25 protein-coding genes and 1 riboswitch are annotated in these 25,962 nt (G+C 70.2%); of the genes, 10 read left to right on the top strand and 15 right to left on the bottom strand.

Annotated elements, in window-relative coordinates:
- The first annotated feature begins 47 nt into the window (after positions 1 to 47).
- Both crtD and RIB45_RS06525 read left to right on the top strand, forming a co-directional pair.
- A complete protein-coding gene (gene crtD, locus RIB45_RS06530; RefSeq protein ID WP_350049433.1) occupies positions 48 to 1,604 on the top strand; it encodes a 1-hydroxycarotenoid 3,4-desaturase CrtD in 1,557 nt (518 codons plus the stop codon).
- Between the two features lie 2 nt (positions 1,605 to 1,606).
- Positions 1,607 to 2,533 carry a carotenoid 1,2-hydratase family protein gene (locus RIB45_RS06525; protein ID WP_350049432.1) on the top strand — a complete coding sequence of 309 codons (927 nt, stop codon included), beginning with the start codon at positions 1,607 to 1,609 and terminating at the stop codon, positions 2,531 to 2,533.
- Positions 2,534 to 2,544: 11 nt separating this feature from the next.
- Here RIB45_RS06525 and RIB45_RS06520 read toward each other — a convergent pair whose 3' ends face one another.
- From RIB45_RS06520 to RIB45_RS06505, 4 genes are read right to left on the bottom strand one after another with little or no spacing between them, the layout of a single operon-like run.
- A complete protein-coding gene (locus tag RIB45_RS06520; RefSeq protein WP_350049431.1) occupies positions 2,545 to 2,709 on the bottom strand; it encodes a hypothetical protein in 165 nt (54 codons plus the stop codon).
- A gap of 14 nt (positions 2,710 to 2,723) precedes the next feature.
- Positions 2,724 to 3,197, bottom strand: coding sequence for a TspO/MBR family protein (locus RIB45_RS06515; RefSeq protein ID WP_350049430.1), 474 nt, complete (start codon positions 3,195 to 3,197; stop codon positions 2,724 to 2,726).
- Between the two features lie 47 nt (positions 3,198 to 3,244).
- Positions 3,245 to 4,357, bottom strand: a complete 1,113-nt coding sequence (locus RIB45_RS06510) for a phytoene/squalene synthase family protein (protein ID WP_350049429.1) — start codon at positions 4,355 to 4,357, stop codon at positions 3,245 to 3,247.
- The gene (locus RIB45_RS06505; RefSeq protein ID WP_350049428.1) at positions 4,335 to 5,891 is read right to left on the bottom strand and encodes a phytoene desaturase; all 1,557 of its coding nucleotides are present in this window, start codon (positions 5,889 to 5,891) and stop codon (positions 4,335 to 4,337) included. The genes RIB45_RS06510 and RIB45_RS06505 overlap by 23 nt, the downstream gene beginning before the upstream one ends.
- A 117-nt stretch (positions 5,892 to 6,008) precedes the next feature.
- Here RIB45_RS06505 and RIB45_RS06500 point away from each other — a divergent pair, with 117 nt between their 5' ends.
- The gene (locus RIB45_RS06500; protein ID WP_350049427.1) at positions 6,009 to 6,293 is read left to right on the top strand and encodes a sll1863 family stress response protein; all 285 of its coding nucleotides are present in this window, start codon (positions 6,009 to 6,011) and stop codon (positions 6,291 to 6,293) included.
- Positions 6,294 to 6,333: 40 nt separating this feature from the next.
- Here RIB45_RS06500 and RIB45_RS06495 read toward each other — a convergent pair whose 3' ends face one another.
- Positions 6,334 to 6,561, bottom strand: coding sequence for a HupE/UreJ family protein (locus RIB45_RS06495; protein WP_350049426.1), 228 nt, complete (start codon positions 6,559 to 6,561; stop codon positions 6,334 to 6,336).
- A gap of 48 nt (positions 6,562 to 6,609) precedes the next feature.
- Positions 6,610 to 6,805, bottom strand: a riboswitch (cobalamin riboswitch).
- 71 nt (positions 6,806 to 6,876) lie between these two features.
- Between RIB45_RS06495 and RIB45_RS06490 the strand changes: the two genes are divergently transcribed.
- The 3 genes from RIB45_RS06490 to RIB45_RS06480 all read left to right on the top strand — a co-directional run bounded on the left by RIB45_RS06490 (position 6,877) and on the right by RIB45_RS06480 (position 10,807).
- Entirely contained in the window at positions 6,877 to 7,896 is a 1,020-nt protein-coding gene (locus RIB45_RS06490; RefSeq protein ID WP_350049425.1) for a ligase-associated DNA damage response exonuclease, read from the top strand.
- A gap of 4 nt (positions 7,897 to 7,900) precedes the next feature.
- A complete protein-coding gene (locus tag RIB45_RS06485; protein ID WP_350049424.1) occupies positions 7,901 to 9,508 on the top strand; it encodes a cisplatin damage response ATP-dependent DNA ligase in 1,608 nt (535 codons plus the stop codon).
- Positions 9,509 to 9,718: 210 nt separating this feature from the next.
- Positions 9,719 to 10,807, top strand: coding sequence for a COX15/CtaA family protein (locus RIB45_RS06480; protein ID WP_350049423.1), 1,089 nt, complete (start codon positions 9,719 to 9,721; stop codon positions 10,805 to 10,807).
- Between the two features lie 103 nt (positions 10,808 to 10,910).
- Here RIB45_RS06480 and RIB45_RS06475 read toward each other — a convergent pair whose 3' ends face one another.
- From RIB45_RS06475 to acdA, 3 genes are all read right to left on the bottom strand, one after another.
- The gene (locus RIB45_RS06475; RefSeq protein ID WP_350049422.1) at positions 10,911 to 12,143 is read right to left on the bottom strand and encodes a CaiB/BaiF CoA transferase family protein; all 1,233 of its coding nucleotides are present in this window, start codon (positions 12,141 to 12,143) and stop codon (positions 10,911 to 10,913) included.
- A gap of 142 nt (positions 12,144 to 12,285) precedes the next feature.
- Positions 12,286 to 13,920 (bottom strand): thiamine pyrophosphate-binding protein, encoded by a 1,635-nt coding sequence (locus tag RIB45_RS06470; protein WP_350049421.1) that lies wholly within the window; start codon positions 13,918 to 13,920, stop codon positions 12,286 to 12,288.
- A gap of 49 nt (positions 13,921 to 13,969) precedes the next feature.
- Complete coding sequence (gene acdA, locus RIB45_RS06465) at positions 13,970 to 15,211, bottom strand: 3-sulfinopropanoyl-CoA desulfinase (RefSeq protein WP_350049420.1); 1,242 nt, start codon at positions 15,209 to 15,211, stop codon at positions 13,970 to 13,972.
- A 103-nt stretch (positions 15,212 to 15,314) separates the two neighbouring features.
- Here acdA and RIB45_RS06460 point away from each other — a divergent pair, with 103 nt between their 5' ends.
- On the top strand, positions 15,315 to 16,196 hold the full coding sequence (locus tag RIB45_RS06460; RefSeq protein WP_350049419.1) for a LysR family transcriptional regulator: 882 nt from the start codon (positions 15,315 to 15,317) through the stop codon (positions 16,194 to 16,196).
- A 77-nt stretch (positions 16,197 to 16,273) separates the two neighbouring features.
- The gene (locus RIB45_RS06455; protein WP_350049418.1) at positions 16,274 to 16,939 is read left to right on the top strand and encodes a DUF2459 domain-containing protein; all 666 of its coding nucleotides are present in this window, start codon (positions 16,274 to 16,276) and stop codon (positions 16,937 to 16,939) included.
- Here RIB45_RS06455 and RIB45_RS06450 read toward each other — a convergent pair.
- Together RIB45_RS06450 and RIB45_RS06445 are read right to left on the bottom strand one after the other, a co-directional pair.
- A complete protein-coding gene (locus RIB45_RS06450) occupies positions 16,936 to 17,424 on the bottom strand; it encodes a GFA family protein (RefSeq protein ID WP_350049417.1) in 489 nt (162 codons plus the stop codon). The genes RIB45_RS06455 and RIB45_RS06450 overlap by 4 nt on opposite strands.
- A 212-nt stretch (positions 17,425 to 17,636) precedes the next feature.
- Entirely contained in the window at positions 17,637 to 18,251 is a 615-nt protein-coding gene (locus RIB45_RS06445) for an RT0821/Lpp0805 family surface protein (protein ID WP_350049416.1), read from the bottom strand.
- A gap of 272 nt (positions 18,252 to 18,523) precedes the next feature.
- On the opposite strand from RIB45_RS06445, the gene RIB45_RS06440 reads away from it, so the two are divergent.
- Positions 18,524 to 19,033, top strand: coding sequence for a hypothetical protein (locus RIB45_RS06440; RefSeq protein ID WP_350049415.1), 510 nt, complete (start codon positions 18,524 to 18,526; stop codon positions 19,031 to 19,033).
- 4 nt (positions 19,034 to 19,037) lie between these two features.
- Here RIB45_RS06440 and RIB45_RS06435 read toward each other — a convergent pair whose 3' ends face one another.
- The 4 genes from RIB45_RS06435 to RIB45_RS06420 all read right to left on the bottom strand — a co-directional run bounded on the left by RIB45_RS06435 (position 19,038) and on the right by RIB45_RS06420 (position 23,520).
- Positions 19,038 to 20,273 (bottom strand): type III PLP-dependent enzyme, encoded by a 1,236-nt coding sequence (locus RIB45_RS06435; protein WP_350049414.1) that lies wholly within the window; start codon positions 20,271 to 20,273, stop codon positions 19,038 to 19,040.
- Positions 20,274 to 20,604: 331 nt separating this feature from the next.
- Positions 20,605 to 21,777, bottom strand: coding sequence for an NAD(P)/FAD-dependent oxidoreductase (locus tag RIB45_RS06430; RefSeq protein WP_350049413.1), 1,173 nt, complete (start codon positions 21,775 to 21,777; stop codon positions 20,605 to 20,607).
- Positions 21,778 to 21,843: 66 nt separating this feature from the next.
- A complete protein-coding gene (locus tag RIB45_RS06425) occupies positions 21,844 to 22,416 on the bottom strand; it encodes an isoprenylcysteine carboxyl methyltransferase family protein (RefSeq protein ID WP_350049412.1) in 573 nt (190 codons plus the stop codon).
- A 15-nt stretch (positions 22,417 to 22,431) separates the two neighbouring features.
- Complete coding sequence (locus tag RIB45_RS06420; RefSeq protein WP_350049411.1) at positions 22,432 to 23,520, bottom strand: type III polyketide synthase; 1,089 nt, start codon at positions 23,518 to 23,520, stop codon at positions 22,432 to 22,434.
- 132 nt (positions 23,521 to 23,652) lie between these two features.
- Between RIB45_RS06420 and RIB45_RS06415 the strand changes: the two genes are divergently transcribed.
- Complete coding sequence (locus tag RIB45_RS06415; RefSeq protein ID WP_350049410.1) at positions 23,653 to 24,408, top strand: GntR family transcriptional regulator; 756 nt, start codon at positions 23,653 to 23,655, stop codon at positions 24,406 to 24,408.
- On the opposite strand, the gene RIB45_RS06410 is transcribed toward RIB45_RS06415, so the two are convergent.
- Positions 24,405 to 25,862 carry a hypothetical protein gene (locus RIB45_RS06410; RefSeq protein WP_350049409.1) on the bottom strand — a complete coding sequence of 486 codons (1,458 nt, stop codon included), beginning with the start codon at positions 25,860 to 25,862 and terminating at the stop codon, positions 24,405 to 24,407. The two genes, RIB45_RS06415 and RIB45_RS06410, sit on opposite strands and share 4 nt — an antisense overlap.
- Positions 25,863 to 25,962 lie beyond the last annotated feature (100 nt).

Here is a 25,962-nt window from a genome sequence, read left to right as displayed (position 1 = left end):
TGACAAACCTGTCGGGCGCGACCAAAGAGGCTGAGACGGAGGCCTGAATGCACGGAACGCGCGATCGTCACGTCGCGGTGATCGGCGCCGGGATCGGCGGGCTGGCGGCCGCGTTGGACCTGCTGGGCCGAGGCGTGCGCGTCACGGTGCTGGAGCGTCAGGCCCAGCCGGGCGGCAAGATGCGCACCGTCGAGGCGCCCGACGGCCGGCCGATCGACGCCGGCCCCACGGTCTTCACCATGAAATGGGTGTTCGACCAGCTGTTCGAGGGGATCGAGGAGCGGCTGGACGACCATGTCGGCCTGCATCAGGCGCACACGCTCGCCCGCCACGCCTGGCCGGAAGAGGCCGGCGGCGGGCGCCTCGACCTGTTCGCCGACGTCGCGCGCGCGGCCGACGCGATCGGCGATTTCGCCGGCGCGCGGGACGCCGCCGGCTTCAAGCGCTTCGTCGCCGACAGCCAGGCGATCTACGAGACGCTGGAGCCCTCCTTCATCCGCGCCCCCGCCCCCAGCATGGGCGCGCTGATGAAGGCGGTCGGGCCGACGGGGCTCGGCAAGCTCGCCGGCATCAAGCCCTTCACGCCGATGTGGAAGGCGCTGGGCGCATACTTCGCAGACCCGCGGTTGCGCCAGCTGTTCGGACGCTACACCACCTATTGCGGCTCCTCCCCCTTCCAGGCGCCGGCGACCCTGATGCTGGTGAGCCATGTGGAGCAGGCCGGCGTCTGGCTGATCGCGGGCGGCATGCACCGCCTGGTCCAAGTCATGGCCGGGCTGGTGGAGGCGAAAGGCGGGCGCGTTCTCTACGACAGCCCGGTCGCCGAGATCACGGTCGAGCGCGGCCGCGCGACCGGCGTGACGCTGACGAGCGGCGAGGCGATCGCCGCCGACGCCGTCATCGCCAACGCCGACTGCGCGGCCGTGGGCGGCGGGCTGTTCGGAGCCGAGGCCGCCCGCGCGGTCGACGCCCCGCCGCGCGCCGCGCGCTCGCTCTCGGCGCTCACCTTCCTGGGCGCAGCGACGGCGCGGGGCTTTCCGCTGCTGCGCCACACCGTCTTCTTCTCCAGCGCCTATGAGGACGAGTTCGCCCGCATCTTCAACGCGCGCCGCCTGCCGCACGAGCCGACGGTCTATATCTGCGCCCAGGACCGGGGCGACGCCGACAAGACCGGGGACGGGGACGGGGACGGCGGCGACCCCGATCGCCCGGCCGAACGCCTGCTGCTGCTGGTCAACGCGCCGCCCGACGGCGACCGCGCCGCGCCCGATGAGGAGGAGATCGCCAAATGCGAAACCCGAACGCACGATCTGCTGGCCCGCTGCGGGCTGACGCTCTCGCCGGCGGGCGCGGGGTTTCAGACGGCGGGCCCGCGGACCTTCGCGGAGCTGTTCCCGGCGACGGGCGGGGCGCTCTACGGCCGGGCGAGCCACGGCTGGCGGGCGTCCTTTCAGCGGCCGGGGGTCAAGACGCGCCTGCCGGGCCTCTATCTGGCGGGGGGCAGCGTCCATCCGGGACCGGGCGTCCCGATGGCGGCGCTGTCGGGCCGTCTGGCGGCGGCGGCGGCGACGGCGGGACTGACGCGGGACCGCGCTTCGACGTAAGCGTGCCTGACGGCGGGTACGTCTGGTGGTATCTCGACGGGATCAGCGCCGACGGGCGCTACGGCGTCACCCTGATCGCCTTCGTCGGCAGCGTCTTTTCCCCCTATTATGCGGCCGCGCGACGCAAAGGCGCCGGCGCGGCCCCGGCTGAGCGGCACGTCGCGATCAATCTCGCCCTCTACAGCCTGGACGGAAGAGGCCCCGGGCGCTGGTGCATGACGGAGCGCGGCGCGGGCGCGCACAGGCGCCGCGCCGACTTCTTCCAGGTCGGACCCAGCGGGCTCCGCTGGGACGGCCGCACGGTGGTCGCCGAGATCGAGGAATGGGCCGTCCCCCTGCCCCGCCGAGTGCGCGGGCGCATCACGCTGACGCCCAAGGCGATCAACGCCGAAGCCTTCGCGCTGGACCCAGGCGGCCGGCATCATTGGCGCCCGATCGGGCCGATCGCCGACATCGCGCTCGACTTCTCGGCCCCGCAGCTCTCCTGGCGCGGCGAGGGGTATCTCGACAGCAATTGGGGGACCGAGCCGCTGGAGCGACGCTTCCTGCGCTGGGACTGGTCACGCGCCGCGCTGCCCGACGGCGCGGGCGCGGCGATCCTCTACGACCCCACGCTCGCCGACGGCGCGGGCGAGCCGTTGGCGCTCCACATTGATGCGGCCGGGCGGATCTCTCGGCGGCCGGCGCCGCCCCGCCGGGCGCTCGGGAAATGCTTCTGGGGGGTCGAGCGGGAGACCTTGGCCGACGAGGGCGCCGCGCCGCGCCTGCTCAAGACGCTAGAGGATTCGCCCTTCTACACCCGCTCGCTCATCGAGACGCGGCTGTTCGGGCAGGACCTGACTGCAATGCACGAAAGCCTGGACCTGACGCGTTTCGACAAACGCTGGGTTCAGACCCTGCTGCCGTTCCGGATGCCGCGGCGGGCGTGAGAGAGGCGCGGTCAGCCGTCGCGAAACCGATTGCGTCCGCTCTCTTCGCCGCGCGCGCGCTTTTCTTCGTCCTTCCGCTTCTCGCGCTTCAGCGAGATCAGCTGCCACACGCCGAAGCCGATCACGCCGCCGAAGATCAGCGCCGCCTCGATCGCGACCAACCATTGCGGCTGCATGACTCCTCTCCCTCTCAGGCCGCGTTGGCGTCGGGGTTGAGACGCCAGACGGTGAAGTTCAGCAGGCCGGCGAAGCTGACCCACATGAGATAGGGGACCAGCAGCCAGGCCGCGGTCGCATCGACCGGATAGAACACCACCATCGTCGCCGCCACAGACACCCACAGCGCGATGACGTCGCCCATCGCGAGGTCCATGCGCTTCATGCCGAAAAACAGCGCGGACCAGGCCGCGTTGAAGACCAGTTGCACCGCATAGACGATCATCGGCAACACGGCTTCGCCAGGCCCGGCGGCTTCCCACACGAACCAGCCGGCGGCGGCGTTCATGCCGTATAGGATCGTCCAGGCCGGCGCGAACAGCCAGCCCGGCGGCTGCCAGCGCGGCTTGCGCAAGGCGAAATACCAATCGCCCGGCTTGAAGAAGGCGCCCGAACAGGCGGCCGCGAAATTAGCCAGCGCGAAAGCGCCGAGGCTCCAATAATCCATCGCCGGATGCGCATCCTTCGCCGTGCGAGAGACGAGCTCGCTGCGGATCAGTCCGCCGCTCGGCCGGCCGCGTGGTCGCGCGCCTCGAGCCGGGCGAAAAGCTCGATCATGAAGGCGAATTTAGCATCCAAACCGTCCGGCGCCAGGGCGGGCGCGCCCGAGGCCGGTTCGGGCAGGGCGGCGGCGCGCACCAGAAACTGCGTTTCGGCCAGCGCCGGGGCGCGCCCGTCCTCCAGCGATCTGCGCGTCCAACCGGCCGCTGCGCGGGCCGCCAGCGCCAGCTTTCGCCGCTTCGGCACGACCGCCCGACGGCTGACGGAATCGAAGTCGGCGGCGGCGACCTCCGCCCCGATCTCGGCGTAGATCAGGCGGGCGGCGTGGATCGCCGGTCGGCAGGAGGCCGGCAGATGCGCGATCCCCGGCTCCGCCCGGCGGTAGAGGTCGGCGGCGGCGTCGAGCAGCCGCTGAACGACGCGCCCCAGCGCCGGCGTGAAGCGGGGGTCGGCCAGGAAGGCGTCCGGCTCGATCCCCTCCTCGCGCAGCCAGCCGGTCGGCAGATAGAGGCGGCCCGCCCGCGCGTCCTCGCCGACGTCGCGGGCGATGTTGGTGAGTTGCATGGCGACGCCGAGGTCGCAGGCGCGGGCCAGCGTCTCGGCCTCGCGCGCGTCCATCAGCACCGCCATCACCGCGCCGACCGAGCCGGCGACGCGCGCCGAATAGTCGTAGACCTCGCCCAGCGTCTCGAATCGCCGGCCGTCGCGGTCCCAGGCGAAGCCTTCGAGCAACGCCGTCAGCAGATCCTTCGGCACGCGCTTGGCGCGCACGACGTCGGCCAGCGCCCGGTCGGCCGGATGGTCCGCCGGCCGGCCGGCGTAGAGCGCATCCAGGCGGCGCTGGAGGCGCTCCACCGCGTCGGCTTCGGCCGGCTCAAGATCGACCAGATCGTCCGACAAGCGACAGAAGGCGTAGAACGCGTAAGCCGGCTCGCGGATCGCCTTCGGCAGCAGCAGGGAGGCCGTGAAGAAGCTGCGCGAGCCGGTGCGGATCATCGCCCGGCAGGCGCGCCGGTCGGCCGGCGAGGCGTAGCAGCCCCAATAGGGGCCCCGCGGCGGCGGGGCGCCGGCCCCCGCACGGCCTTCAGCCTGCGACGCGCCGCGCATCGGGGATCACCCTGTCGAGAACCTTGGCGGAGGAGAGCACGCCGGGAATGCCGGCCCCCGGATGCGTCCCGGCGCCGACGAGATAGAGGCCCTCGACCTCCTCGCTCTTATTGTGCGGGCGGAACCAGGCGCTCTGCGTGAAGATCGGCGCCAGGCCGAAGGCGGCGCCCTTGTGGGACAACAGCCGCGTCTCGAAATCCTGCGGCGTCAGCATCCGGCTGGAGACGACGCGCCGGGCGAGGTCGGGCAGCACCGTCTCCTCGAGCCGCTTCTCGATCTTCCGGCGATAGGGCTCGGCCTCGCGCGCCCAGTCGACGCCGCTGTCGAGATGCGGGACGGGCGAGAGGGCGTAGAAGGCGTCGCAGCCTTCGGGCGCGACGCTTGGGTCGGTCGCGCTCGGCCGGTGGAGATAGAGGCTGAAATCGTCGGCCAGCTTGTGGCGCGAGAAGATGTCGGTCAGCAATTCCTTATAGCGCGGCCCCAGCACCATCATGTGATGCGGCTGATGCTCGTAGCGCCGGTCGGTTCCGAAATACCAGACGAACAGGCTCATCGAGTATTTCGCCCGCGCGAGCTTGGCGTCGCTCCACCGCGTGCGGGCGTGCGACGGCAGCAGGTGCTTGTAGGTCCAGGCGCTGTCAGCGTTGGAGACGACGAGATCGGCGGGGATCGTCTCCCCGTCCTTGAGGCGAACGCCGGTCGCGCGCCCGCCCTCGACGGTGATCTCGGCGACCTCGGCCTCGTAGCGCACCCGCGCGCCCTGGCCGCGCAGCAGATCGACCATGCCCTCGATCAGCTTGTGGGTGCCGCCCATGGCGTAGTGGACGCCCCAATGCCGCTCCAGATGGGCGATCAGCGCGTAGATCGAGGTCACCTGGAACGGATTGCCGCCGATCAGCAGCGGATGAAGGCTGAGCGCCGTACGCAGCTTCGGGTGCTTGAAGAAATGCGAAACCAGCCCGTAGACGGTGCGATAGGCCTTGAGACGCACCAGGTCGGGGATGGTCTTCACCATGGCTCTGGGATCGTCGAAGGTCTGGTCGCCAAGCTCCAGGAAGCCGACGCGGAAGATCGCCTCGCTCTGCGCCATATAGCGCTCGAAATTCTCGGCGTCGGCCGGGCTGATGCGCGCGATCTCGGCGCGCATGGCCGCCGGATCGCTGCAGAGCGCGAATTCGTCGCCGTCGTCGAAGCGCACCTTGTAGAAGGGCTCCAGCGCGCGCAGCTCGACGTCGTCGGAGAAGCGCCGCCCGCAGAGATCCCATAACTCCTCGAACAGGAACGGCGCGGTCACGATGGTCGGCCCGGCGTCGAAGGTGAAGCCGTCCTGCTTGAAGACCGCCGCCCTCCCGCCGGGCCCGTCGAGGCGCTCCAACACCGTGACCCGATAGCCTTTCGCGCCGAGCCGGATCGCCGCCGCCAGCCCGCCGAAGCCGCTGCCGATGACGATCGCGTGCGGGCGCGACTCGCCTTCGTCCGATCCGGGCGGATCGGTCGGCGGCGCGGCGGCGTCTGCGGAATCGAGCGTCAACATCACGTGACAGTATCAGGCGCACATCCGCCGGACGCAAGGGATGAACACCCCTTCACAAAAAGGGGTCGCCTTATCACATGGGCCGTAGACGCAAAGGATAGAAAGGAGAGATCTCCGATGGAGACCAGAGACGTGCTGCAGAAACGGCTCGAATCGCAACTGCACGAAATCAAGGCCGAGATCGAGAAGATCGAGGCCAAGGCGAAAGCCAAGGAGGCCGACGCCCAGATCGAAAGCCAGGAGAAGCTCAAGGAGCTCCGCGAGAAGCGCGAGCGCACCGAGCAGAAGCTGGAAGACCTGCGCAACGCCAGCGAAAGCGCCTGGGAAGACGCCAAGGCGGGCGTGCAGCTCGCCGTCACCGACCTGAAGGCGGCGTTGGACAGCGCGAAGTCGCGCTTTTAAGAGCCGCGGCGATCGACGCTGAGACGGAGCGTCGTCGGGATCAGTCCCGGCGACGCTCTTTCAGTTTGCGCATCACGGGCCGCGCGGCCAGCGCCGCGACGACGCCGAGCGTCACCGCCGTCAGCAGGATGTCGAGCCCGCCGAGTTCGTGAGCGATCGCGTGCAGCGTGCCCGACATCGGCTCGTGTCCCGGATGGGCGAGGACCGGCGTCGCAATCAGGGCGGCGGACGCGGCGGCGCCCAGGGCGGTCAGCGTGGTGCGAATCATGTCTTTCAATTCTCCATTGGCGAGGGCCCTCCGCCCTCTTCTCGGATGAAGCGCAACGTCGCGACGGCCGGTCTCCTGGCTCGACCCCGTCTCCGCCTTCCGCCTTCCCGGTCGCGCGACCAGTGGCGTCTTTGGAAGGCGGCCGCTTGGGGCCTTACAGTGGCGGGGGCCGCGCCGGCCTTGCACCGGCTTCCCGATTATCCCGAACGCAAAAGCGCCCTGGACCGTCACGAACGAACCGGACGGTAGCGAGGCGCAGGCGCTCCCGCAACGGTTTCATTGGCGCAGGCCGCCCGCCGCCCTAACTTTTCGCCCATGACGACGGACGCCGATCCCGAACGCTGGCTGCAGGTGACCGACGGCGGGCTCTATTGCGCGCCGGGCGACTTCTATGTCGACCCGCACCGCGGGGCCGAGCGCGCGGTGATCACCCACGGCCACGCCGACCACGCGCGCTGGGGCAATTCCCATGTGCTGGCGACCGAAGGCACGTTGGCGATCATGGCCGCGCGCTACGGCGCCGACGCCTGGAAGACCAAGCAGACGCTGGCTTATGGCGAGACGGTCAGGATCGGCCCGGTCGCGGTCTCCTTCGCGCCGGCGGGCCATGTGCTGGGGAGCGCGCAGGCGGTCCTCGAATACAAGGGCGCGCGGGTCGTCGTCTCCGGCGACTACAAGCGCCGGGCCGATCCCACCTGCCCGTCGTTCGAGCCGGTCGCCTGCGACGTCTTCATCACCGAGGCGACCTTCGGCCTGCCGGTCTTCCGTCATCCGCCGGATTCGGAGGAGATCGGGAAGCTTCTGCGCTCGCTCGAGACCTTCCCCGAGCGCACGCATCTGCTGGGGGCCTACGCGCTCGGCAAGGCCCAACGGCTTTTGCGCCTGCTGCGTCAGGCGGGCTACGACCGCACAATCTATCTGCACGGCGCGATGACGGCGCTCTGCGAGCTCTATGAGGCGCACGGCGTGGCGCTCGGGCCGCTCGAGCCGGTGAGCCGTCGAGACAAAAAGAGCCTCGCCGGCGAGATCGTGCTGTGCCCGCCCTCCGCCTTGGCCGACAAATGGAGCCGCAGCTTCAAGGACCCGCTCAGCGTCATGGCGTCGGGCTGGATGCGGGTGCGCCAGCGCGCGCGCCAACGCAACGTGGAGTTGCCGCTGATCCTCTCAGACCACGCCGATTGGGACGAGCTGATCCAAACGCTCGCCGACGTCGGCGCGCCGCGGGTCTGGGTCACCCACGGCCGGGAGGAGGCGCTGGTCCATTACGCCCGACGCGAGGGCTATGACGCGGACGCCCTTTCCCTCGTCGGGCGCGAGGACGAGGAGGACGACTGAACCGATGGCGGTCAAAGCCTTCGCCGACTTGCTGGAGCGTCTCGTCTTCACCGCGTCGCGCAACGGCAAGCTGCGCCATCTTGAACGCTACTTCGCAGAGACCCCCGATCCGGACCGCGGCTGGGCGCTGGCGGCCCTGACCGACGGGTTCGAGAAGCGCGTCGCCACGCCCGCCGTCATTCGCGGGCTGATCGAAGAGCGCGCGGACCCGGTCCTCTTCCGCCTGTCCTACGACTACGTCGGCGATCTGGCGGAAACCGTCTCTCTGATGTGGCCGGGGCCGGACGAGCCTGCGCGGGAGAACGCGCCGCTCGCGCTCTCGAGCGTCGTCGAGACGGTGCAGGAGGCGCGCAAGAAGGACGTCCCCGATCTGCTGGCCGGGTGGCTCGACCGGCTGGACGCCGGCGGCCGCTTCGCGCTCCTCAAACTGCTGATGGGGGGCTTGCGGGTCGGCGTCTCGGCGCGCCTCGCCAAGACGGCGCTCGCCGGCTACGGCCAGGTCGATCTCGACCGGATCGAGGAGCTGTGGTTCGGCCTCGCGCCGCCCTATGAGGACCTCTTCGCCTGGCTCGACGGCCGGGCCGGGCCGCCGGCGGTGGACGACCGGCTGATGTTCCGCCCGATGATGCTGGCCAACCCGTTGGAGGAGACGGAGCTCGACGGCCTAGACCCCGCCGACTTCGCCGCCGAATGGAAGTGGGACGGGATCCGCGTTCAGTTGGCGGCTTCGGAGGGGGCGGCGAAGCTTTTTTCACGCACGGGCGACGAGATCGGCGGAAGCTTCCCCGAAATCGTCGCAGGCGCAGACTTCGACGCCGTCTTGGACGGCGAATTGCTGATCCTGCGCGACGATCAGGTCAGACCCTTCAACGATTTGCAGCAACGCCTCGGCCGCAAGACGGTCTCGGCCAAGATGCTGCGCGACTATCCCGCGCATCTGCGCGCCTACGACATGCTGTTCGACGGCGGCGAGGATTTGCGCGCCCTGCCGCTCGACGCCCGCCGCGCGCGCCTCGCCGCCTTCGTCGCGCGTCAGAACAAGAGTTGGCTGGACCTGTCGCCGGAGGTCCCGTTCGAGAGGTGGGACGAGCTGCACGGCCATCGCTCCGACGCGCGGGAGGCGGGGATCGAGGGGCTGATGCTGAAGCGCCGCGACAGCGCCTATCTGGCAGGCCGACCGAAGGGGCCGTGGTTCAAGTGGAAGCGCGATCCGCTGGTCGCCGACTGCGTGCTCATGTACGCCCAGCGCGGCCACGGCAAACGCTCCAGCTTCTATTCCGACTACACCTTCGGCGTCTGGCGGGGCGAGGAGATCGTGCCCGTCGGCAAGGCCTATTTCGGCTTCACGGACGTGGAGCTGCGCCAGCTGGACAAGTATGTGCGCGACCACACGGTGGAGCGCTACGGCCCGGTGCGCGCGGTCGAGTTCGGGCTGGTCCTGGAAGTTGCGTTCGATTCCATCCACCCCTCGACCCGCCACAAATCGGGTCTCGCCATGCGCTTCCCGCGCGTCTCCCGCATCCGCTGGGACAAGCCGCATGAGGAGGCCGACCGGATCGAGACGCTGGAGGCGCTGGTCGAGAAGCCGGCGGCGGATGCGGCGGCCGGATAGGCCTCCGTCAACGCCCGGCGCCCCCCGCGAAAGCGGGGCCCTCTGTCGGGCGGGCTCCGGCGATTGGGCGGATACCGCAGACAGGTCCCCGCTTTCGCGGGGACTTCTTGCGTGTTTCACGCGGCCCCAGTCAGGCTATCCCGCGACCCGCCGCCGCATCTCGGCTCCTACGTCTGGTCAAGGCGGCGTCTCCAGCGTAAATAGCGGCGCATGAGCGCAAGCGTCCCGCATTCCGCCGATCTGACCGCCCCCCGCGACGACGCCCGGAACCGCCGGGCGGTCGGCCTCTGGCTCGCCGCGAGCGCGCTGATGGTCTTCGCCATGATGATCATCGGGGCGATCACGCGGCTCACCGAAAGCGGGCTCTCGATGGTGGAGTGGCGCCCGCTGATCGGGACGCTGCCGCCCTTTACGGACGCAGAGTGGGCGCGGGTCTTCGAGCTTTACCGCGAGACCTCGCAATACCAGCTGATGAACCGCGGCATGTCCCTGGAGGCCTTCAAGGAGATCTTCTTCTGGGAGTGGTTCCATCGCTTCTGGGGGCGGATGATCGGGGTCGTCTTTGCGGCGCCCTTCCTCTGGTTCCTGATCCGCGGGCGGATGCCGGCGGGCTATGTGAAGCACGGCTTCATCCTGCTGGTCCTCGGCGGGCTGCAGGGCGTCATCGGCTGGTGGATGGTGAAGAGCGGCTTCGTCGACCGGACGGAGGTGAGCCAATATCGTCTCGCCGTCCATCTCGGCATGGCCTTCTTCATCCTGGGCTATCTGGTGTGGCTCGCGCTGTCGCTCTTGTGGCCGATCGAGGCGGGGCGGGCGGCCGCGCCGAGAGGCTACCGCCGCCTCGGGGCTTGGTGCCATGCGGTGGTCTTCTTAACCGTTCTCTCCGGCGCGATCGTCGCGGGCAGCCGGGCGGGCTTCATCTACAACGAATGGCCGACCATGGGCGGCGGCTTCGTCCCCACCCCCTTCTGGGACGCCGCGCTCGGCTGGCGGAACCTGTTCGAGAATCTCTCTGTCGTGCAGTTCGACCATCGCATGATGGCCTATCTGACCACGGCCGTCGTCGCGGCCTTCTGGCTCTGGACGGTGCGCCAAGGGGCCGCGCTGCACGCGCGCGTGCGCTGGGCCGCGCATGCGCTGATGGCGGGCGTGCTGCTGCAGGTGACGCTGGGAATCGCAACCTTGCTCTCGATCGTCTGGCTGCCGCTCGGCGTGCTGCACCAGGCGGGCGCGGCGATCGTCTTCTGCCTGACGCTGTGGGCGTTGAAGGAGTTGCGGGGCGCGCCCGCCCAAGCCTGAGGGAGCCCCCCGCGAAGGCGGGGACCTCCTCACACTCGCTCCACCGCTGCTCGGCGCTCGCATAGGCCCCCGCCTTCGCGGGGGCTCGTCGTATGACGCGGATCTACTCGATCGTCCCCGCGGCGCGCAGCCGCTCCAGTTCGACCTCTTCCAGTCCCAGCCGCTCCTGCAGCACCTCCGTCGTGTGCTGGCCGCGCGTCGGCGGGGCGTGGCGGTAGCGGATCGGCGTGCCGGAGAACTTGATCGGGTTTGCGATCAAGGGCGCGGTCCCGTCCCCCCCGGCCTGATGGTGCGGCAGATTGATCTGCATCTCGCGCGCCGTCACTTGCGGGTCTTCGAACACGCGGTCGATGGTGTTGACGGGGCTGCAGGGCACGCCGATCTCGGCCAGGCCGTCGACCCACTGGTCGATCGTCTTCGCGCGCATGTAGCGCGGCATTTCGGCGTAGAGCGCCTCGCGATTCTCGACCCGCAGGCTGTTGGTCAGGAACCGCGGATCGACCGCCAGATCCTGCGCGCCGGCGAAGTTGCACCATTTCTGAAACTGCGAATCGTTGCCGACGGCCAGGATGACATGGCCGTCCGCCACCTCGAAGACCTTGTAGGGCACGATGTTCGGATGCTCGTTGCCCAACCGTCGCGGCACTTTGCCTGAGAGCAGATAGTTGCAGCCCTCGTTCACCAGCCAGGCGACCTGCGTATCCAAGAGGCAGGCGTCGATATGCTGCCCCTCGCCCGTGCGGTCGCGGTGGCGCAGCGCGGCCAGGATCGCGGTGGCGGCGTACATGCCGCACATCACGTCGGCGATCCCGACGCCGACCTTCATCGGCTCGCCCTCCGGCGCGCCGGTGATGGACATGATCCCGCCCAATCCCTGGGCCAAGAAATCGTAGCCCGCGCGTTTCGCGTAGGGCCCGGTCTGGCCGAAGCCGGTGATCGAACAATAGACGAGGCCGGGGAACTCCTTTTTCAGGTCCTCATAGGCGAGCCCGTATTTCTTCAGGCCGCCGACCTTGTAGTTCTCCACCAGCACGTCGCAGCTCTCAAGCAGCCGGCGGATCAGCGCCTGCCCCTCGGCGTCCGCGATATTGACCGCGACCGAGCGCTTCGAGCGGTTGGAGGAGAGGTAATAGGCGCTCTCCTGGGTCGGCGCGCCGTCCTTGCCCGGCAGATAGGGCGGCCCCCATTTGCGCGTGTCATCCCCGGCGCCCGGTCGTTCGATCTTGAGCACGTCGGCGCCCAGATCGCCGAGATACTGCGTGCAGGTCGGCCCGGCCAGAATGCGGCTCAGGTCGAGCACGCGCAGGCCGTCCAAGGGCAGGGGGGCGTCAGTCATCGTGTCCTCAGCGTCAGGGTCTCGAAGAAAACCTTTCCCCGTGGGAGAGGTCGGGCGCGCAGCCGCCCGGGTGAACGGCTTTGCTCGACCGCCGGGCGCGGCCCCTCACCCCGTCCCCTCTCCGGTGGAGAGAGGCCGTCGCCTACAGCCGCCCGTCATACGCCTTGCGTTTGATCCGGGCTGCGATGACGGTGAAGCGGTCGCGGGCGAGCGCCGTCTTCAGGGCGTCGGCGAGGTCGAGCCGGTTGTCGACCGTCACGCCCACGCCGCCCATCGCGTCCGCCGTCGCGGCGAAGTTGGTCTCGGTGAAATCGACGCCGACGTTCTTCAGCTTCTCGCCGCGCTGCTTCAGTTCGATCAGCGCCAGCGAAGCGTCGACGAAGACGACGACGACGATCGGGGTCTTCAACTCGCGCGCGGTGGCGAGTTCGCCCAGCACCATCTCAAGCCCCGCGTCGCCGGTGAAGCAGACGACCGGCCGGTCCGGCGCCGCCAGCTTCGCGCCGATCGCCAGCGGCAGCGCGCCGCCCATGGTGCACAGGCCGGACGATTGCAGCAGCGTGCGCGGCGCCGGGCACTCCCATATCTGGCTCAGCATGATGCGATGGGCGCCGCTGTCGACGGTGGCGACCGTCTCGGGCGGCAGGGCCTGGCGGGCGGTGGCGATCAACGCGGCCGGCCCCCAGTCCTCCTCGGTGAAATAGGCTTTCGCAAGCGACTCCTTGGCGCGGGTCGGCTCGCCGCGCTTCCAGACGCGTTCGCGCGATTGACCGGCGGCGCCCAGCGCCTCGACCCCCGCCTTCACGTCGCACACGAAGCTGAGGCTCGCCTGGTGCATGGAATGATCGGCGCCCTCGGCGGCGATCTCCACCACCCGGGTCGATTTCGGGTTCCACAGATTGCGCCAGCCGACGCGCATCTCGATCGGGTCGTAGCCGAACAGCAGGATCAGGTCGGATTCCTTGATCAGCGGATGCAGGATCTTGTCGGCGGCCGGCGAGAGACCCGCGCCGCCGAGCGCCAGCGGATCGTCCTCCGGCAGCACGCCCTTCGCCTTGTAGGTGGTGATCAGCGGCACGCCGAAGCGGCGGCAGAAATCGGCGACCGCCTTCTCCGCCCCGTGGTTGAGGACGTCGACGCCGGCGATGGCGATCGGGCAGCCGGCTTCCTTCAGCCAACCTTGCGCCGTCTCCAGGTCGCGCCCGCTCGGCGCCGTCGCGCTGTTCGCGGCGCGGCGGTGGGCGGTCGAGGGATAGGGCTGCGCGCTGCGGGTCAGCTTGATCGGCAGGTCGATATGGACCGGGCCGGGGCGGCCGTCGCCCGTTCGCCCCATCGCGATCGCCAGCGCCTTCTCGACGATCTCGCCGACGGCGCCGTCGGCCAGCTTGAAGCTCGCCTTGGTGATCGGCCGAAAGAGTTGTTGGTGGTCAAAGACCTGATGGGTGTAGGTCGCGGCCTCCGCCTCCTCGACGCAGCCTGTGAGCACGATCAGCGGCACGCGGTCCTGCCAGGCGTTGGCGACCACATTGACGCCGTTGGCCGCGCCGGGGCCCAGCGTCGCCACCATCACGCCCGGCGCGCCGGTCATGTGCCAGGTCCCCTCGGCCATGAAGCCGGCGGCGTTCTCGTGCTTGGCCAGCTGGAAGGCGACGCCGGCGGCCTCGAGCGCGTCGATCATGCTGACCACCTCGCCGCCGGGAATCCCGAAGGCGTGGCGGCAACCCGCCTCAGCGAGGCGTTCGGCGATCAGTTCGGCCGCGGATGCGGTGCGTTTCATCGGATGGTTCGGCCCCTTCTTGCGCCCAGTTCCGGGGCCTTGGGACCGATCATTCGGCCGCCCGCAGGCCCCGCGCCGCTGCGTCGTCCCGCGCGTCGTCGCGCAGATAGCCGTCGCGGCCTTGCGGCAGTTTCCGCCCAAGGATGCGGCTTGCAACCACGGTGCGCAAGATTTGCGCGGTCCCGCCGCCGATTGTGAACATGCGCACGTCGCGGCAGATGCGCTCCAATGGGTTGTTCCGGCTGTAGCCCCGCGCGCCGAACAGCTGCAACGCGTCGTTGGCGATTTTGATCGACGTTTCGGCCGAAAAGATCTTCGCCTGCGCCGCCAACTGCACGTCCGGGAAGGGATCCGCGCTGGCGGCCGCGCGATGCAGCATCAGGCGCGAGGCTTCGAGCCCCGTCGCCATGTCGGCGAGCATCCACTGCAGGCCTTGGAATTCGGCGATCGGGCGGCCGAACTGCTCGCGCTCCTGAACCCAGGCGAGCGCGTGCTCATAGGCGCCCTGCGCCAAGCCGAGCGCCACCGTGCCGGCGCCCACGCGCTGCGAATTATAGGCCGTCATCAGATCGGCGAAGCCGCGCTTGAAGCCCGACGGCGGGATCACCGCCATCGCCGCCGGGATTTCCATGTCGCGGAAGAAGACTTCGGTCTCGGGGATGCCGCGCAGGCCCATCGTGGGCTCGCGCGCGCCGATCTCCAGGCCCGGCGTTTCGTCTCGGACGGCGAGGAAGCCGCCGATTCCCTGCGCCTCGCCCGCCTCGTCGAAGACGCGCGCGAAAATCAGATGCAGCTTGGAGACGCCGCCGCCGGTGATCCAATGTTTCGAGCCGTTGAGGATGTAGGAGTCACCGCGCTTGTCCGCGCGCGTGGTCATCTCGGCGGCCGCGCTGCCGGCCTCCGGCTCGGTGATGCAGATGGCGGGCTTGTCGCCGGCCAGCACCAGATCGGCCGCCAGGCGTTTCTGCTCTTCGGTCCCATAGGCCATGACGGCCGAGACCGCGCCCATGTTCGCCTCGACCGCGATGCGGCCGGTCACGCCGCACACGCGCGCCATCTCCTCGACCAGCACGGCCGCGTCCAGGAAGCTCGCCCCGCGCCCGCCATAGGCCTTGGGTATCGTCATGCCGAAGAAGCCGGCGTCGCGCAGGGCTGCGACATTGCCCCAGGGATAGGATTCGGTGCGATCGACCTCGGCCGCATTGGGGCGGATCGCGTCCTCGGCCAGATCGCGCGCCTCGGCGCGCAGGCGCTGCTGGGCGTCGGACAAGAAGAAGCTCGGCTCGGTCATCACACACCCCCTCACGAAGACCTCACGAGTTTGTGAGCGCCCGCTTCATCACGCAACAGAATTATCCTGAACACTTACTTCAATTTCTCTTATGATAAGCCTCATGAATCTCCGCGCTCTGCAAACCCTCGTCGCGGCGGTGGAGGCCGGCGGCTTTCAGGCGGCGGCCGACCGGCTGAACCTGACGCAATCCGCCGTCTCGATGCAGATCAAGGCGCTGGAGGGGGAATTCGCCGTTCGACTGTTCGACCGCACCACCCGCCCGCCGACCCCGACGGTGGCTGGCCGCAGCGCGGCCGTGCGGGCGCGCGCGGTGTTGGCGGCGCTGGCGCAGTTCGAGGCCGGCGCCCGCGCGCCCGACGGCGGCGACGGCGGGCTCGGCGGCGTCCTTCATCTGGGCGCGATCCCGACCGCGACGACCGGCTTTCTGCCCGACGCGCTGGCCCGGCTCGCCGCCGACCATCCGGGCCTGCAGGCGCGGGTGGAGAGCGGGCTGACCGACGCGCTGCTGGCCCGGGTCGCGACGGGGGAGCTCGACGCGGCGCTCGTCACCGACGGGGGCGAGACGCCGCCGAAATCGCTCGATCTTCATGTCCTGCGGGAGGAGGCGCTGGTCGTCGTCGCGCGCACCGGGCCGGCCGACGGCCGCGCGGACAGCGCGCTCGCCGCCGCGCCGCTGATCCGATTCAACCGTCAGACCGGGGTCGGGCGCATCATCGACCGACGCCTGCGCGCCGACGGCGTGGCGCCGCGCGACGCGATGGAGCTCGATTCGATCGAAGCCATCCTCGCCATGGTCTCTAGAGGCCTGGGCGCGGCGGTCGTGCCGGAAGACAGTTTGACCGGCGCCGCCGCGACCGGCCTATGGTCGGCGCCCTATCCCGGCCTGTCGCGCCGCGTCAGTCTCGCGACGCGACGCGGCGGGGCGGAGGACCGGGCGGTGGCGGCGCTGTTGGCGACGCTCGCCAAGGCGGCGCGGACATGAAGCCGACGGCTGAGGCTTCGCCATCCCTCCGCGGCGCCCTACTCTCTTGGCCCGGAAAAGGCCGGATGGGTCCACGGATGACCGGTTTTCTTAAACGAAGCCTCGTCCTTCTGCTGGCCGGCTGGCTCGCCGCCTGCGGAGCCGGCCAGGCCCCCGCGCCGCCGCCGCCCGCCGACGCCGGGCCGAAGGACCGGACCATATGGGTCGTCAGCAACGGCTGGCACACCGAGATCGCGCTGGACCGCGTCGATCTAAAGGCGTCCCGGGCCGCGCCGCCGGAGATCGAGGACCTGCCCGAGGCGCGCTATCTCTCCTTCAGCTGGGGCGACCGCGCCTATTTCAAGGAGCGCAATCAGTCGCTGGGCGCGGTGATCGAGGCGGCGATAACGCCGACGCCGGCGGTCCTGCATCTGGTCGGGCTCGACGGGCCGCCGCCCGAGGCCTATGCGCATCTGGCGGTCTATGAGCTCTCGATCACCGAGGCCGGTCTCGAACGGCTCGTCGCGGCGATGTCGGCCGCGTTCACGCGCGACGGCGAGGCGCGCGCCCAGCCGGTCGCGCCCGGTCTCATGACGCGCAGCTTCTTCTACGACGCCCGCGGCGAATTCCACCTGTTCAACACCTGCAACACCTGGACGGCGCGGATGCTGCGAACGGCGGGCGTCGACATCTCGCCCGCCGGCGTGATGACCGCGTCCCATGTGACAGGGCGTCTCGCGGATCTCGCCGAAGAAGGCTCCTAGCGCGCCATGCCCGTGCGCTCGTGCCAGGCTTCCAGCGATTCGTCCGGGTACTCGTCGAAGCATTTGTCGCCCTCGGCGACGTCCGGTTCGGCCCAGTTCGCGCGGGAGCCGAGCATCAGGTGCACCCGCTCCGGCGGGACGGGCAGGTCCGTGTCGATCGCCGAGGCGTGCGGGTGGATCAGCTCGGGCCAGCGCGGGTCCCAGACCCACAGCGAGCTGCCGCAGTTGGTGCAGAAGCGCCGCTCGCCCTCGCTCGTCCCGACCTGGTCGCCCGCCGCATCGCGCAGCACGGCGCGGTAGAGGCCGATATGCTCGCGCCCCGAGACCTCGAGAGTCTCGGCCAGCCCGCCGATATTGATCGCATAGCCGCCCGCGCCCGCCGTCTTGCGGCAGATTGAGCAATAGCAGCGATTGAACGGAACCGGATGCGGCGCCTCCAAAGAGAAACTGACCGCGCCGCAATGGCAGGAGCCGTCGAGATGCATGAGACCCTCCGTCGTTTCAATGACGGGTGAGTGTGACGGCTGAGGGGCGGAGGTGCAAAGGGGCGGGAGGCCCCGGTCATTCGGACCGAGGGTGCGCGCGTCGCCAGGCGCCCGGAGAGGAGACGCCTCGGCGCGCCGCGCCGAGGCGATTGTTCATGAAAGACCGCCTCCCTCCGCCCTCGCCGATAACGGGGAAGGCGTTTCGAGGGCTCTCAATTGACGAGCTTCCAACTCCCGTCCGGCTGACGGCAGGCGGTCCCGTAGGTCTCGCGGGCGTCGCCGCCGATCGCGGCCTGGGCCTGGTACTCGCGGCAATAGCGGCCGTCCTCGCGCTGGTAGCTCGCCGTCGGCGTCACCTGATAGCGCGCGCCGTCGTTCGGGTCGCGCCAAGCGACGCTTCGGCCGTCCGGCAGATGCTCAAGCGCGGCGCCGGTGCAGGCCTGATCGGCCTCGTCCAGCGTGCGGCCGACGTCGCCGCCGATCAGCACGCCCAGGATCGCGCCGCCGATCACCGCAGCGATCTGGCCGCTGCCGCTGCCGATTTGGGAGCCGGCGGCCGCCCCGGCCGCGCCGCCCAGGATGCGACCGATCGCTTCGCGATTGCAGCGCCCGCCGGACAGATAGTCGGGGATCTCGACCCGGCGATCGTCGTAACGCACGCGCTCGTGGCGATCCTGACCTTGCTTGGCGCGCCAGCCGTGGGCCGGCGCCCAGGGCGGCGGCTCGGCCGCGGCCACCGTCGGTCCGCCGATCAGCGCCCCGCCCAAAAGAAAGGCGGCGCAGGCGGCGCGCAGCCGACGCCCTGTAATCGTTCTCTCGTCGCCCATCGGAGGCCCTTTCCTCAGCTCGTCGATCGGATGTCGACTGTCACAAGATTGAGGAGATGGGCGCGGAGGGCGCCCGAAATGGGGCGCCGAGGCGACATGCTTGGGGCGATCGCCGACAAAGCCCGTAAAATGCCGAACGACAACGCTTCGGGCCCCGCGGGCGCGTTGCTAATCTCTCGCGCATGCGAAGGCCGCCTCAAACCCTGAAAGGGGGACGCTGGGACGTCGCCCGGGACCCCGTCAATCTCGACGCCCGCCGACGTCTTTATCGCATGCGTCGTTTCGGCTTTGCGGCGCTTGTCAGCGTGGGGCTCGCCGTCGGCTTCTGGGCTGCCGGCGCGCAGACGGGCGCGCGCCTCGCCGCCGACGGCGCCGCCGTGATCGAGGGAGTCTTCTCGAGTCCGCCGGCCCGCCCCCTGTCCACCCGGGTGACGAGCCGCGCGGCGGAGACCTATCCCCGCGCGCCGCTCACTGTGCGCGCGCACGCAGAGCTGTCGCACTTCATCAAATTGGTGGAGGCGCGCACCGGCGAGACGGCCCTCACCTTGACCGTCGCCGCGGGAGAGCGGACCCGCACGCAAATCCCCTACGGCCGCTATGAATTCCGCGTGGCGAGCGGCAAGACCTGGCACGGGGAAGAGCGCCTTTTCGGCCCCTTGGGCGTTACGGAAAGCGCCCGCCGCCCCCTGGTCTTCGGCCGGGCCGGCGGCCATGAGATAGACCTCAATCGACGGGTCGACGGCAATATGGCGGTCGACTGGACGCCGAAAAGCGGTTTCTAGAAGCTCACAGGCAGGTGCAGGCGAGCGGCGCGAAGCCGTTGAAGCCGACGGCGGAGTAACTCTGCGTGTAGGCGCCGCAGCCGAGCAGCCGGATGCGGTCGCCTTCCTTGAGGGCGAGCGGCAGCTCAAGCGCGGAGGCCTCGTACAGGACGTCGGCGCTGTCGCAGGTCGGCCCGGCCAGGATCACCGGCCCGGTCGGCCCGCCGTCATGCGGCGTCTCGATGCGGTACTTGATCGCCTCGTCCATCGTTTCGGCGAGGCCGGTGAACTTGCCGATGTCGAGATAGACCCAGCGCCGCGGATCGCCGTCGCCCTTCTCGGAAATCAGCATCACCTCGGCCTCGATCACGCCGGCGTCGCCGACCAGGCCGCGACCCGGCTCGGCGATCAGACGGACCGGCCGGGCGGCGCCGAACCGGGCGTCGACCGCCGCGCCCACGGCGCAGGCGTAGCCGATCGGGTCCGGAGAGGGTCCGCGATAGGAGGCGGGGAACCCGCCGCCGAGATTGATCAGGGCGAGACGCACGCCGCGCGCCGCCAAGCGGTCATAGAGCGCGGCCGCCCGGTCGAGCGCGTGATCCCAGGCGGCGAGCGCCGTCTGCTGCGAGCCGACATGGAAGCTGATCCCCAGATCGCGGAAGCCGCGGGCGTGGGCCTCGATCAAGAGATCTTCGGCCATTGCGTCCGTGCAGCCGAACTTCCGGCTGAGCGGCCAGTCGGCGCCCGCCCCGTCGGTCAGCAGCCGGCAATAGACCCCCGCCCCGGGCGCGAGGTCGGACAGCTTGTCCAGCTCCGGCAGGGAATCGAAGGCGAAGAGCGAAACGCCCGCCGCGACCGCATGGGCGACCTCCGTCCGCTTCTTGATGGTGTTGCCGAAGGACAGCCGGTCGGCCGAGATCCCGAGCCCGCGGCACAGCTCCACCTCCCCGCGGCTGGCGACGTCGAACCGCGCGCCCAGCTCGGCCAACAGCGTGAGCACGGCCGGGGCCGGATTCGCCTTCACCGCATAATGGATCGCCGCCGGCGCCAGCGCGTCGGCCAGCGCGCGATAGCGCGCGGCGATCGCATGCAGATCGACGGCGAGGTGCGGGGTCGCGGGCTGCGCGGCCGCGAACCAGGCGGCCAGCCGGGCCGAGGTCTGCGGCGTCGGGCGCTCCAGCTCGCGGTCGTTGGCGGGCGACAGGGCGTTGGCGGGCGAAAAGGCGAAGGAATCGGCGCTCACGCCGGACAGCACGGCCATCGACAGGCTCCCTTTTCAGACCGGGGTGACAGCCTGTCCCGAGGAGTCCTCGGCGGCGTGTGACCGGCGCGTTCCAAAAAAGGACGCTTTCCCGTCGGTGCTAAGCCCGGGCGGATCCTGTCCGCCCTTCACTGAGGGCCCGTGCGCTGAGCGTCTTCACGACGGCGTATAGGGCCGAACCTGTTTTCCGCGCAAGAGAATTCTTCGCGCCAGCCCCGTCTTGCCCCGGCGGGGCGGCGTCGCGCGCCTGGTCGAGGGCTTCGCCGTTCGGCCGCCCCCCGTCCGGCTTGGCGCTTTTCGGAGATCGGACCTCGCAAGACGCGAGGCGGACTCACACGATGCCGCGCTCAAAAAGCGGCGCGCCGGCGGCGATGCGGGCGTAGCCCAGGCGTGAGAGGTCGAGGCTCCGAAAGCCGCCGGTCTCGATCAACTCAGCGATCGCGCGGCCGACCGCCGGCGCCTGTTGCAGGCCGTGGCCGGAGAAACCATTGGCGAACAGGAAGGTCTCGACCTGCGGATGCGGGCCGATCACGGCGTTGTGGTCGAGCGTATTGACCTCGTACCAGCCGGCCCAGGCGCTTTGCATCTTGATCGCCTCGAAGGCGGGGACGCGCGCGGCCAGCGTCGGCCACAGCACCTCCTCGAACAGCGTGTAGTCGACGAGGTCGTCCCAGCAGTCGGGATCGTCTTGCGGGTCGGGCGACTTGCCGCAAATGAACTGCGCGCCTTCCGGGCGGAAATAAACGCCGCTGGGATCGACCGTCAGCGGCAGATGGGCCAAGTCCTCGCGGCAGTCGAAGACGAAGACTTGGCGCTTCTTGGGCGCGACGGGCAGATCGAGCCCGGCGAGCGCCGCCACCCGGCCGGCCGCGGCGCCGGCCGCATTGACCAGCCGCCCGCAGGCGACGCGTCGGCCGGCTTCGGTGGTCAAGGCCTCGACCCGGCCGCCTGCGATCTCGATCCCGGTGACGCGATCCTGCAGCAGCTCCGCGCCGAGCGAGCGGGCCTTGCGCTTCAAGGCCTGCATCAGGGCGTAGGGATCGAGCCACCCCTCGCCCGAACGGCCGAACGCGCCGCCGGCCAGATCGTCGAGCGCGAGCCAGGGGAAGATCTCGGCCAGACCGTCGCGATCCAGCAGCGCCACATCCGCGCCCTCCGCCGTCTGCACCGCCTGGTTCTCGGTGAGCGCCGCCATGCCGGATTCGGGGGCGAGGAAAAGATAGCCCTGCTCCTTGAAGGCGAGGTCGGGCGCTTCGCCGTCGACGGCGAGGCGCGCGGGCGCCTGGCGCACGAAGTCCAGACCGTAGCGCGACATGCGGATGTTCTCGGGCAGGGAGAACTGTTGGCGCAAGCCGCCGGCGCTGCGCCCGGTGGAGCCGCTTTCGAAGCTGGGATCCGGCTCGATCACCAGAACGCGGCCGTCGAAGCCGCCCTCCACCAGATGAAAGGCGACCGACCAGCCGATCACTCCGCCGCCTACGATCGCAACATCCGCGCTGTGCACGTCTTTCCCCCCGTCGTTTGACCGCGCACTTTTTCCCCCGCCGCCGGCGGTGTCAAATCCGGGCGGCTAGCGGACCTCCGGCCGGCCGGCGAGCGCCGCGTCCTCCACCCGGATGCGGTGATAGAGCAGCGCGCCGTTGACGGCCGAGAAGGCCAGCGCGATCTCCCACGCGCCGAAGGCGAGCGGCAGCAGCGCGATCTCGATCGCGACGATCGCGTAGTTCGGGTGGCGGATCAGCCCAAAGATCCCGCGACGCAGCACCGGGGCCTCCGGGTGCGTCAGGATGCGCGTCGTCCAGAAAGGCCCCAGGCTCAGGATCACCCACAACCGGCCGATCTGCAGCGCGCCGTAGGCGATCAGCAGCCACCAGTGGATCGTCTGCAGGCTCAACGCCGCATAGGCGCAGGCGACCAGCCACAGAACGTGCAGCGCGACGATCAGCGGATAATGGCGCGCGCCCTCCTCGCGCCAGCCGTGCTCCAGCAGCATCGTCGTGTTGCGCGCGGCGATCATCTGTTCGGCCAGCCGCTGAAAGGCGACCGCCAGGACGACGCCCAGCGCGATCGCCTGGGCCCCGATCATCGGTCCGGCCTCGCCGGCCAGGCCGGCGTCGCGGATCACCTCCTGCACGGGCTCCATGCGCCGCGTCCTCCTCTAAAGATCGATCAGTTGGAAGCCGGCGGTGAAGCCGGGGCCGAGCGCGGCGATCAGACTGCAGCCTGAAGCGCCGTCGGCGCGCGCGCGGTCCAGCACGGCCAGTACCCCGACCGACGAACAATTGCCCATCCGGCGCAGCACGCTGCGGGTCTCGGCGAGCGCGACAGAGGGCAGATCGAACGCGCGTTCGTAAGCCGCCAGGACCTTCGCCCCGCCGGGATGCAGCAGCCAATGGGCGATATCGGCCCGCGCGAGACCGGCCCGTTGCAGGAAACCGTCCAGCGCGGGCGGCAGATCGCGGTCGATCAGAGTGGGGATGGCTTGCGAGAAAATCACGCCGAGCCCGTCGTCGGCCACCTCCCACCCCATGACGTCGAGGCTCTCCGGCCAGCGATGTTCGCCCGCCGGACCGAGCGCCGCCCCCTGAGCGCCGCCCCCCTGAGCATCGCCCCCCTGAGCATCGCCGGCGCGGATCACGGCCGCGCCGGCCGCGTCGCCGAACAGCGCGGAGGCGACGATCGTTTCCTTGGCGGCGACCTGCGGACGGAAGGTGAGGGTGCACAACTCCACCGCCAGCAGCAGCACCGTCTCTCCCGGTCGCGCGCGCGCGAGATCGGCCGCCCGCGCGAGGCCGAGCGCGCCGCCCGCGCAGCCGAGACCGAACAGCGGCGTGCGCCGCACATCGGCGCGGAAGGCCATCCGCTCCGCCAGCCGGGCCTCCAGGCTCGGGGTGGAGACGCCGGTGGTGGTCACGCAGACGATCTGATCGACGTCCGCCGCGCCGAGCCCGGCCTGGTCGAGCGCCGCCCAGGCCGCATCCTCCAGCAGGTCGAGCGCGAAGCGATCGAACAGCGCCGCACGCTCCGCCCAGCCGTGCGGACGGCGGTACCAGCCGATCGGCGCGCAGGCGTAGCGCGTTTCCACGCCGGCGTTCAGATAGACGGGCGCCAAACGCTCGAACAGGCCCGGCGCGCTGTCCGCGAACAAGTCGCGGCACAAGTCGCGCACCGCCGTTTGGGACAGCCGGTGGGGCGGCGTCTTGATCGCGGTGGAAAGCAGGCGGGCGTCGGGGGCGGCGGCGGTCATGGCGGGCAATCTAGGGCGTCGGGCCGGCCGCTTCAAAGCGCCAGTGGGGCGCGGCCCGCGATTGCGGCGCGTGCGGCGATCTGAAACAATGTGATCACAAGAAGAGAGCGGGGCGGGAGCGAGAGAGGGTTTATGACGCCGGATCAGCCGCATGCGGGCGGATCGCCGGAAAACGGCTCGCAGACCGGCCTTGAGGCCGGCGAGGAAGAGAAGACCACGCTCCAAGAGCGGGTCTATCGCCGCCTGCGCGAAGAGATCATGACCGGGCGGTTCAAGCCCGGACGATCGGTCACGATCCGCGGACTGGCCGACGAGTTGGAGGTCAGCATGATGCCGGTGCGCGAGGCGCTGCGCCGGCTGGTGACCGAACGCGCCCTGACGCTGAAGCCGAACCGCCGCGTCGAAGTGCCGGCGATGACGCCCGAGACCTTCGAGGAGTTGGCGGAATCGCGCGTCGCGCTGGAACGGCTGGCCGCGGCCCGTGCGCTGGCGGCCGCCGAAGCGCGCGGAGAGACCGACGCGCTCGCCGATCGGCTTGAGGCCATCGACCTCGAACAGGATCGGGCGATCGAGACCGGCGACTGGGAAGCCTATCTGCAGAAGAACCTTGAGTTCCACTTCACCCTTTACGGGGCCGCAGACAGCCGTGTGACGACGCCGATGATCGAAAGTCTGTGGCTCCAGATCGGCCCGTTCCTGTATCTGACGCGCGAGAGTTTGGGCGTGACCTATAACGAAGACCGACACAAGGAGGCGGTGGCCGCCTTACGCGCACGCGACGCCGACGCCCTCGCGGCCGCGATCGAACAGGACGTGCGCGACGGCATGGGCTCGTTGCCGCGCGATCGTCTGCCCTTTCAAAGCGCGGCGCGGCGCCTCGATCCCTAGCCGCGCGCCAGCAGTTCCGGCCAGACCGCCGGCCCGCTGACACACACGCCGGAGACGCCGGCGAGGGCGGCGGCCACGCCGGGGTCTTCAACGCCGTCGACATAAAGCGCGATGGCGCGGCCCGCGCACAGCCGCAAGGCTTCCTGGAAGGAAGCGAGCGCCGGCTCCGGCGCGTCGCCGAAAAGCCGCGCTTCGAGATGCAGCATCTCAAGGCGGCGCACCGACGCCAGCACCCGCTGCAGCGCCGGCGCGCGGGCCACCGCCCCGCCGTCCAGCATGGCGGCCGGCAGGCCGCGCAGCACCGCGGTCAAACGATCCGCCTCGCGTTCGGCCTCAGGACCCGCCTGCGTGATCTGCAACAAGACGCCGTCGCCGGCCGCGTCGAAGGCGTCGGCCGACAGGGCGAGCAGCGTCGCGGCGTCGATCTCCAAGGCGACCTTCGCGCGCTCCGCGCGCACCAGGGCGCCGGCGCGCTCAAGCCGGCGGATCAACGCCTGGCGGCACAGGCGTTGCTGTTCGCGGCTGCGCCCGACGGCGGCGGGCAGCTTGCGGGCGAAAAGCAGCTTGTGGAAAGCGACCGCGCCGTCTTCGGCCCAGAACGCCGTCTCGCGCGTCATCCCCTCGTCGGTGACGGCCGCCGCCTCGTGCGCGTCGAGGGCGCGGGACAAATCGAACGGGGCGAACGGATCGGCCGCGCCCTCGAAATCCAGCATCTCGGTCGCGCTCAACAGCCGGTCGATGAGGTCGCGGCGCTCCTCCCCCGCCAAGCTCGGCTCGGACAGATCAAGCTGCGCCGAGCGAGCGCGCACCCCAGGCCCGACCACGGCGCCGACCCGCGCTTCGGCTCTATCGCGGGAGAAGTCATCGCCGTGCAGGACCGAGACGGAATGCGCGCCGCTGCGGAACGCCCTAGCGCCGTCGCGGGCCTGCACAGCCAGGACGCCGGCCATCTTCTCCGCGGCGGCGTCCAGCGCGGCGGCGTCCGCCCCGTCGTCCTCCGCGCTCAACGAGAAGACCGAAAGCGCTGGCGCGCCGTGCGCCGCGCGCTCCAGTTCGGCGTCGATCTCCGCCAGCACCTGGTCGAGATCCTCGGCGTGGTCGAGGGCGGCGAAGGGGTCGCTGAGCCGGCTGCGCTCGGCCCGCACCGCTTCGATCCGGGTGAACAGATGTCGGCCTTGCTGGCGATACGCCCGAAAGGCGGCGGCGGTCTGCGTCGCGCCGCCGTCGGCCTTGACGAAGGCGACCGGCGCGGTCAACCGACCGCCCGATTCCGCAAGCTCGAGCAGAATCTCGCCCACGATGAAGAGATCCGCGCGGCCGACCAGCTGTTCAACCCGCACGCCGCGCAGCCGGTCAGGCGACAGGCCGAGGCAGGCGAGCACCTTCCCTTCCGAGCGGATCACCGCGCCGGTCGGATCGATCTCAAGCAGGAAGTCAGGCTCGGCGGCGCTCACGGGCGACCTCGCGTTCGGGGGACGATGATCGAGTGAACCGACGCTATAGGGCGGGTGATAAGACGGGGTTAACGCGCTCGCAAGCGAAAGCGATCCGACG

Origin of the sequence: Marivibrio sp., from assembly GCF_040218065.1 — a bacterium.
Classification (GTDB): Bacteria; Pseudomonadota; Alphaproteobacteria; order UBA8366; family Aestuariispiraceae; genus Marivibrio.
The sequence above is the reverse complement of the archived record's forward strand: the minus strand, read 5'-3'. Positions and strand labels throughout refer to the sequence as shown.

What these genes read in the sequence shown, in the direction of transcription:
- crtD (WP_350049433.1), top strand. Translation starts at nt 48, where the DNA reads ATGCACGGAACGCGCGATCGTCACGTCGCGGTGATCGGCGCCGGGATC.
- RIB45_RS06520 (WP_350049431.1), bottom strand. Translation starts at nt 2,709, where the DNA reads ATGCAGCCGCAATGGTTGGTCGCGATCGAGGCGGCGCTGATCTTCGGC.
- RIB45_RS06515 (WP_350049430.1), bottom strand. Translation starts at nt 3,197, where the DNA reads ATGGATTATTGGAGCCTCGGCGCTTTCGCGCTGGCTAATTTCGCGGCC.
- RIB45_RS06510 (WP_350049429.1), bottom strand. Translation starts at nt 4,357, where the DNA reads ATGCGCGGCGCGTCGCAGGCTGAAGGCCGTGCGGGGGCCGGCGCCCCG.
- RIB45_RS06505 (WP_350049428.1), bottom strand. Translation starts at nt 5,891, where the DNA reads ATGTTGACGCTCGATTCCGCAGACGCCGCCGCGCCGCCGACCGATCCG.
- RIB45_RS06500 (WP_350049427.1), top strand. Translation starts at nt 6,009, where the DNA reads ATGGAGACCAGAGACGTGCTGCAGAAACGGCTCGAATCGCAACTGCAC.
- RIB45_RS06495 (WP_350049426.1), bottom strand. Translation starts at nt 6,561, where the DNA reads ATGATTCGCACCACGCTGACCGCCCTGGGCGCCGCCGCGTCCGCCGCC.
- RIB45_RS06490 (WP_350049425.1), top strand. Translation starts at nt 6,877, where the DNA reads ATGACGACGGACGCCGATCCCGAACGCTGGCTGCAGGTGACCGACGGC.
- RIB45_RS06485 (WP_350049424.1), top strand. Translation starts at nt 7,901, where the DNA reads ATGGCGGTCAAAGCCTTCGCCGACTTGCTGGAGCGTCTCGTCTTCACC.
- RIB45_RS06480 (WP_350049423.1), top strand. Translation starts at nt 9,719, where the DNA reads ATGAGCGCAAGCGTCCCGCATTCCGCCGATCTGACCGCCCCCCGCGAC.
- RIB45_RS06475 (WP_350049422.1), bottom strand. Translation starts at nt 12,143, where the DNA reads ATGACTGACGCCCCCCTGCCCTTGGACGGCCTGCGCGTGCTCGACCTG.
- RIB45_RS06470 (WP_350049421.1), bottom strand. Translation starts at nt 13,920, where the DNA reads ATGAAACGCACCGCATCCGCGGCCGAACTGATCGCCGAACGCCTCGCT.
- acdA (WP_350049420.1), bottom strand. Translation starts at nt 15,211, where the DNA reads ATGACCGAGCCGAGCTTCTTCTTGTCCGACGCCCAGCAGCGCCTGCGC.
- RIB45_RS06460 (WP_350049419.1), top strand. Translation starts at nt 15,315, where the DNA reads ATGAATCTCCGCGCTCTGCAAACCCTCGTCGCGGCGGTGGAGGCCGGC.
- RIB45_RS06455 (WP_350049418.1), top strand. Translation starts at nt 16,274, where the DNA reads ATGACCGGTTTTCTTAAACGAAGCCTCGTCCTTCTGCTGGCCGGCTGG.
- RIB45_RS06450 (WP_350049417.1), bottom strand. Translation starts at nt 17,424, where the DNA reads ATGCATCTCGACGGCTCCTGCCATTGCGGCGCGGTCAGTTTCTCTTTG.
- RIB45_RS06445 (WP_350049416.1), bottom strand. Translation starts at nt 18,251, where the DNA reads ATGGGCGACGAGAGAACGATTACAGGGCGTCGGCTGCGCGCCGCCTGC.
- RIB45_RS06440 (WP_350049415.1), top strand. Translation starts at nt 18,524, where the DNA reads ATGCGTCGTTTCGGCTTTGCGGCGCTTGTCAGCGTGGGGCTCGCCGTC.
- RIB45_RS06435 (WP_350049414.1), bottom strand. Translation starts at nt 20,273, where the DNA reads ATGGCCGTGCTGTCCGGCGTGAGCGCCGATTCCTTCGCCTTTTCGCCC.
- RIB45_RS06425 (WP_350049412.1), bottom strand. Translation starts at nt 22,416, where the DNA reads ATGGAGCCCGTGCAGGAGGTGATCCGCGACGCCGGCCTGGCCGGCGAG.
- RIB45_RS06420 (WP_350049411.1), bottom strand. Translation starts at nt 23,520, where the DNA reads ATGACCGCCGCCGCCCCCGACGCCCGCCTGCTTTCCACCGCGATCAAG.
- RIB45_RS06415 (WP_350049410.1), top strand. Translation starts at nt 23,653, where the DNA reads ATGACGCCGGATCAGCCGCATGCGGGCGGATCGCCGGAAAACGGCTCG.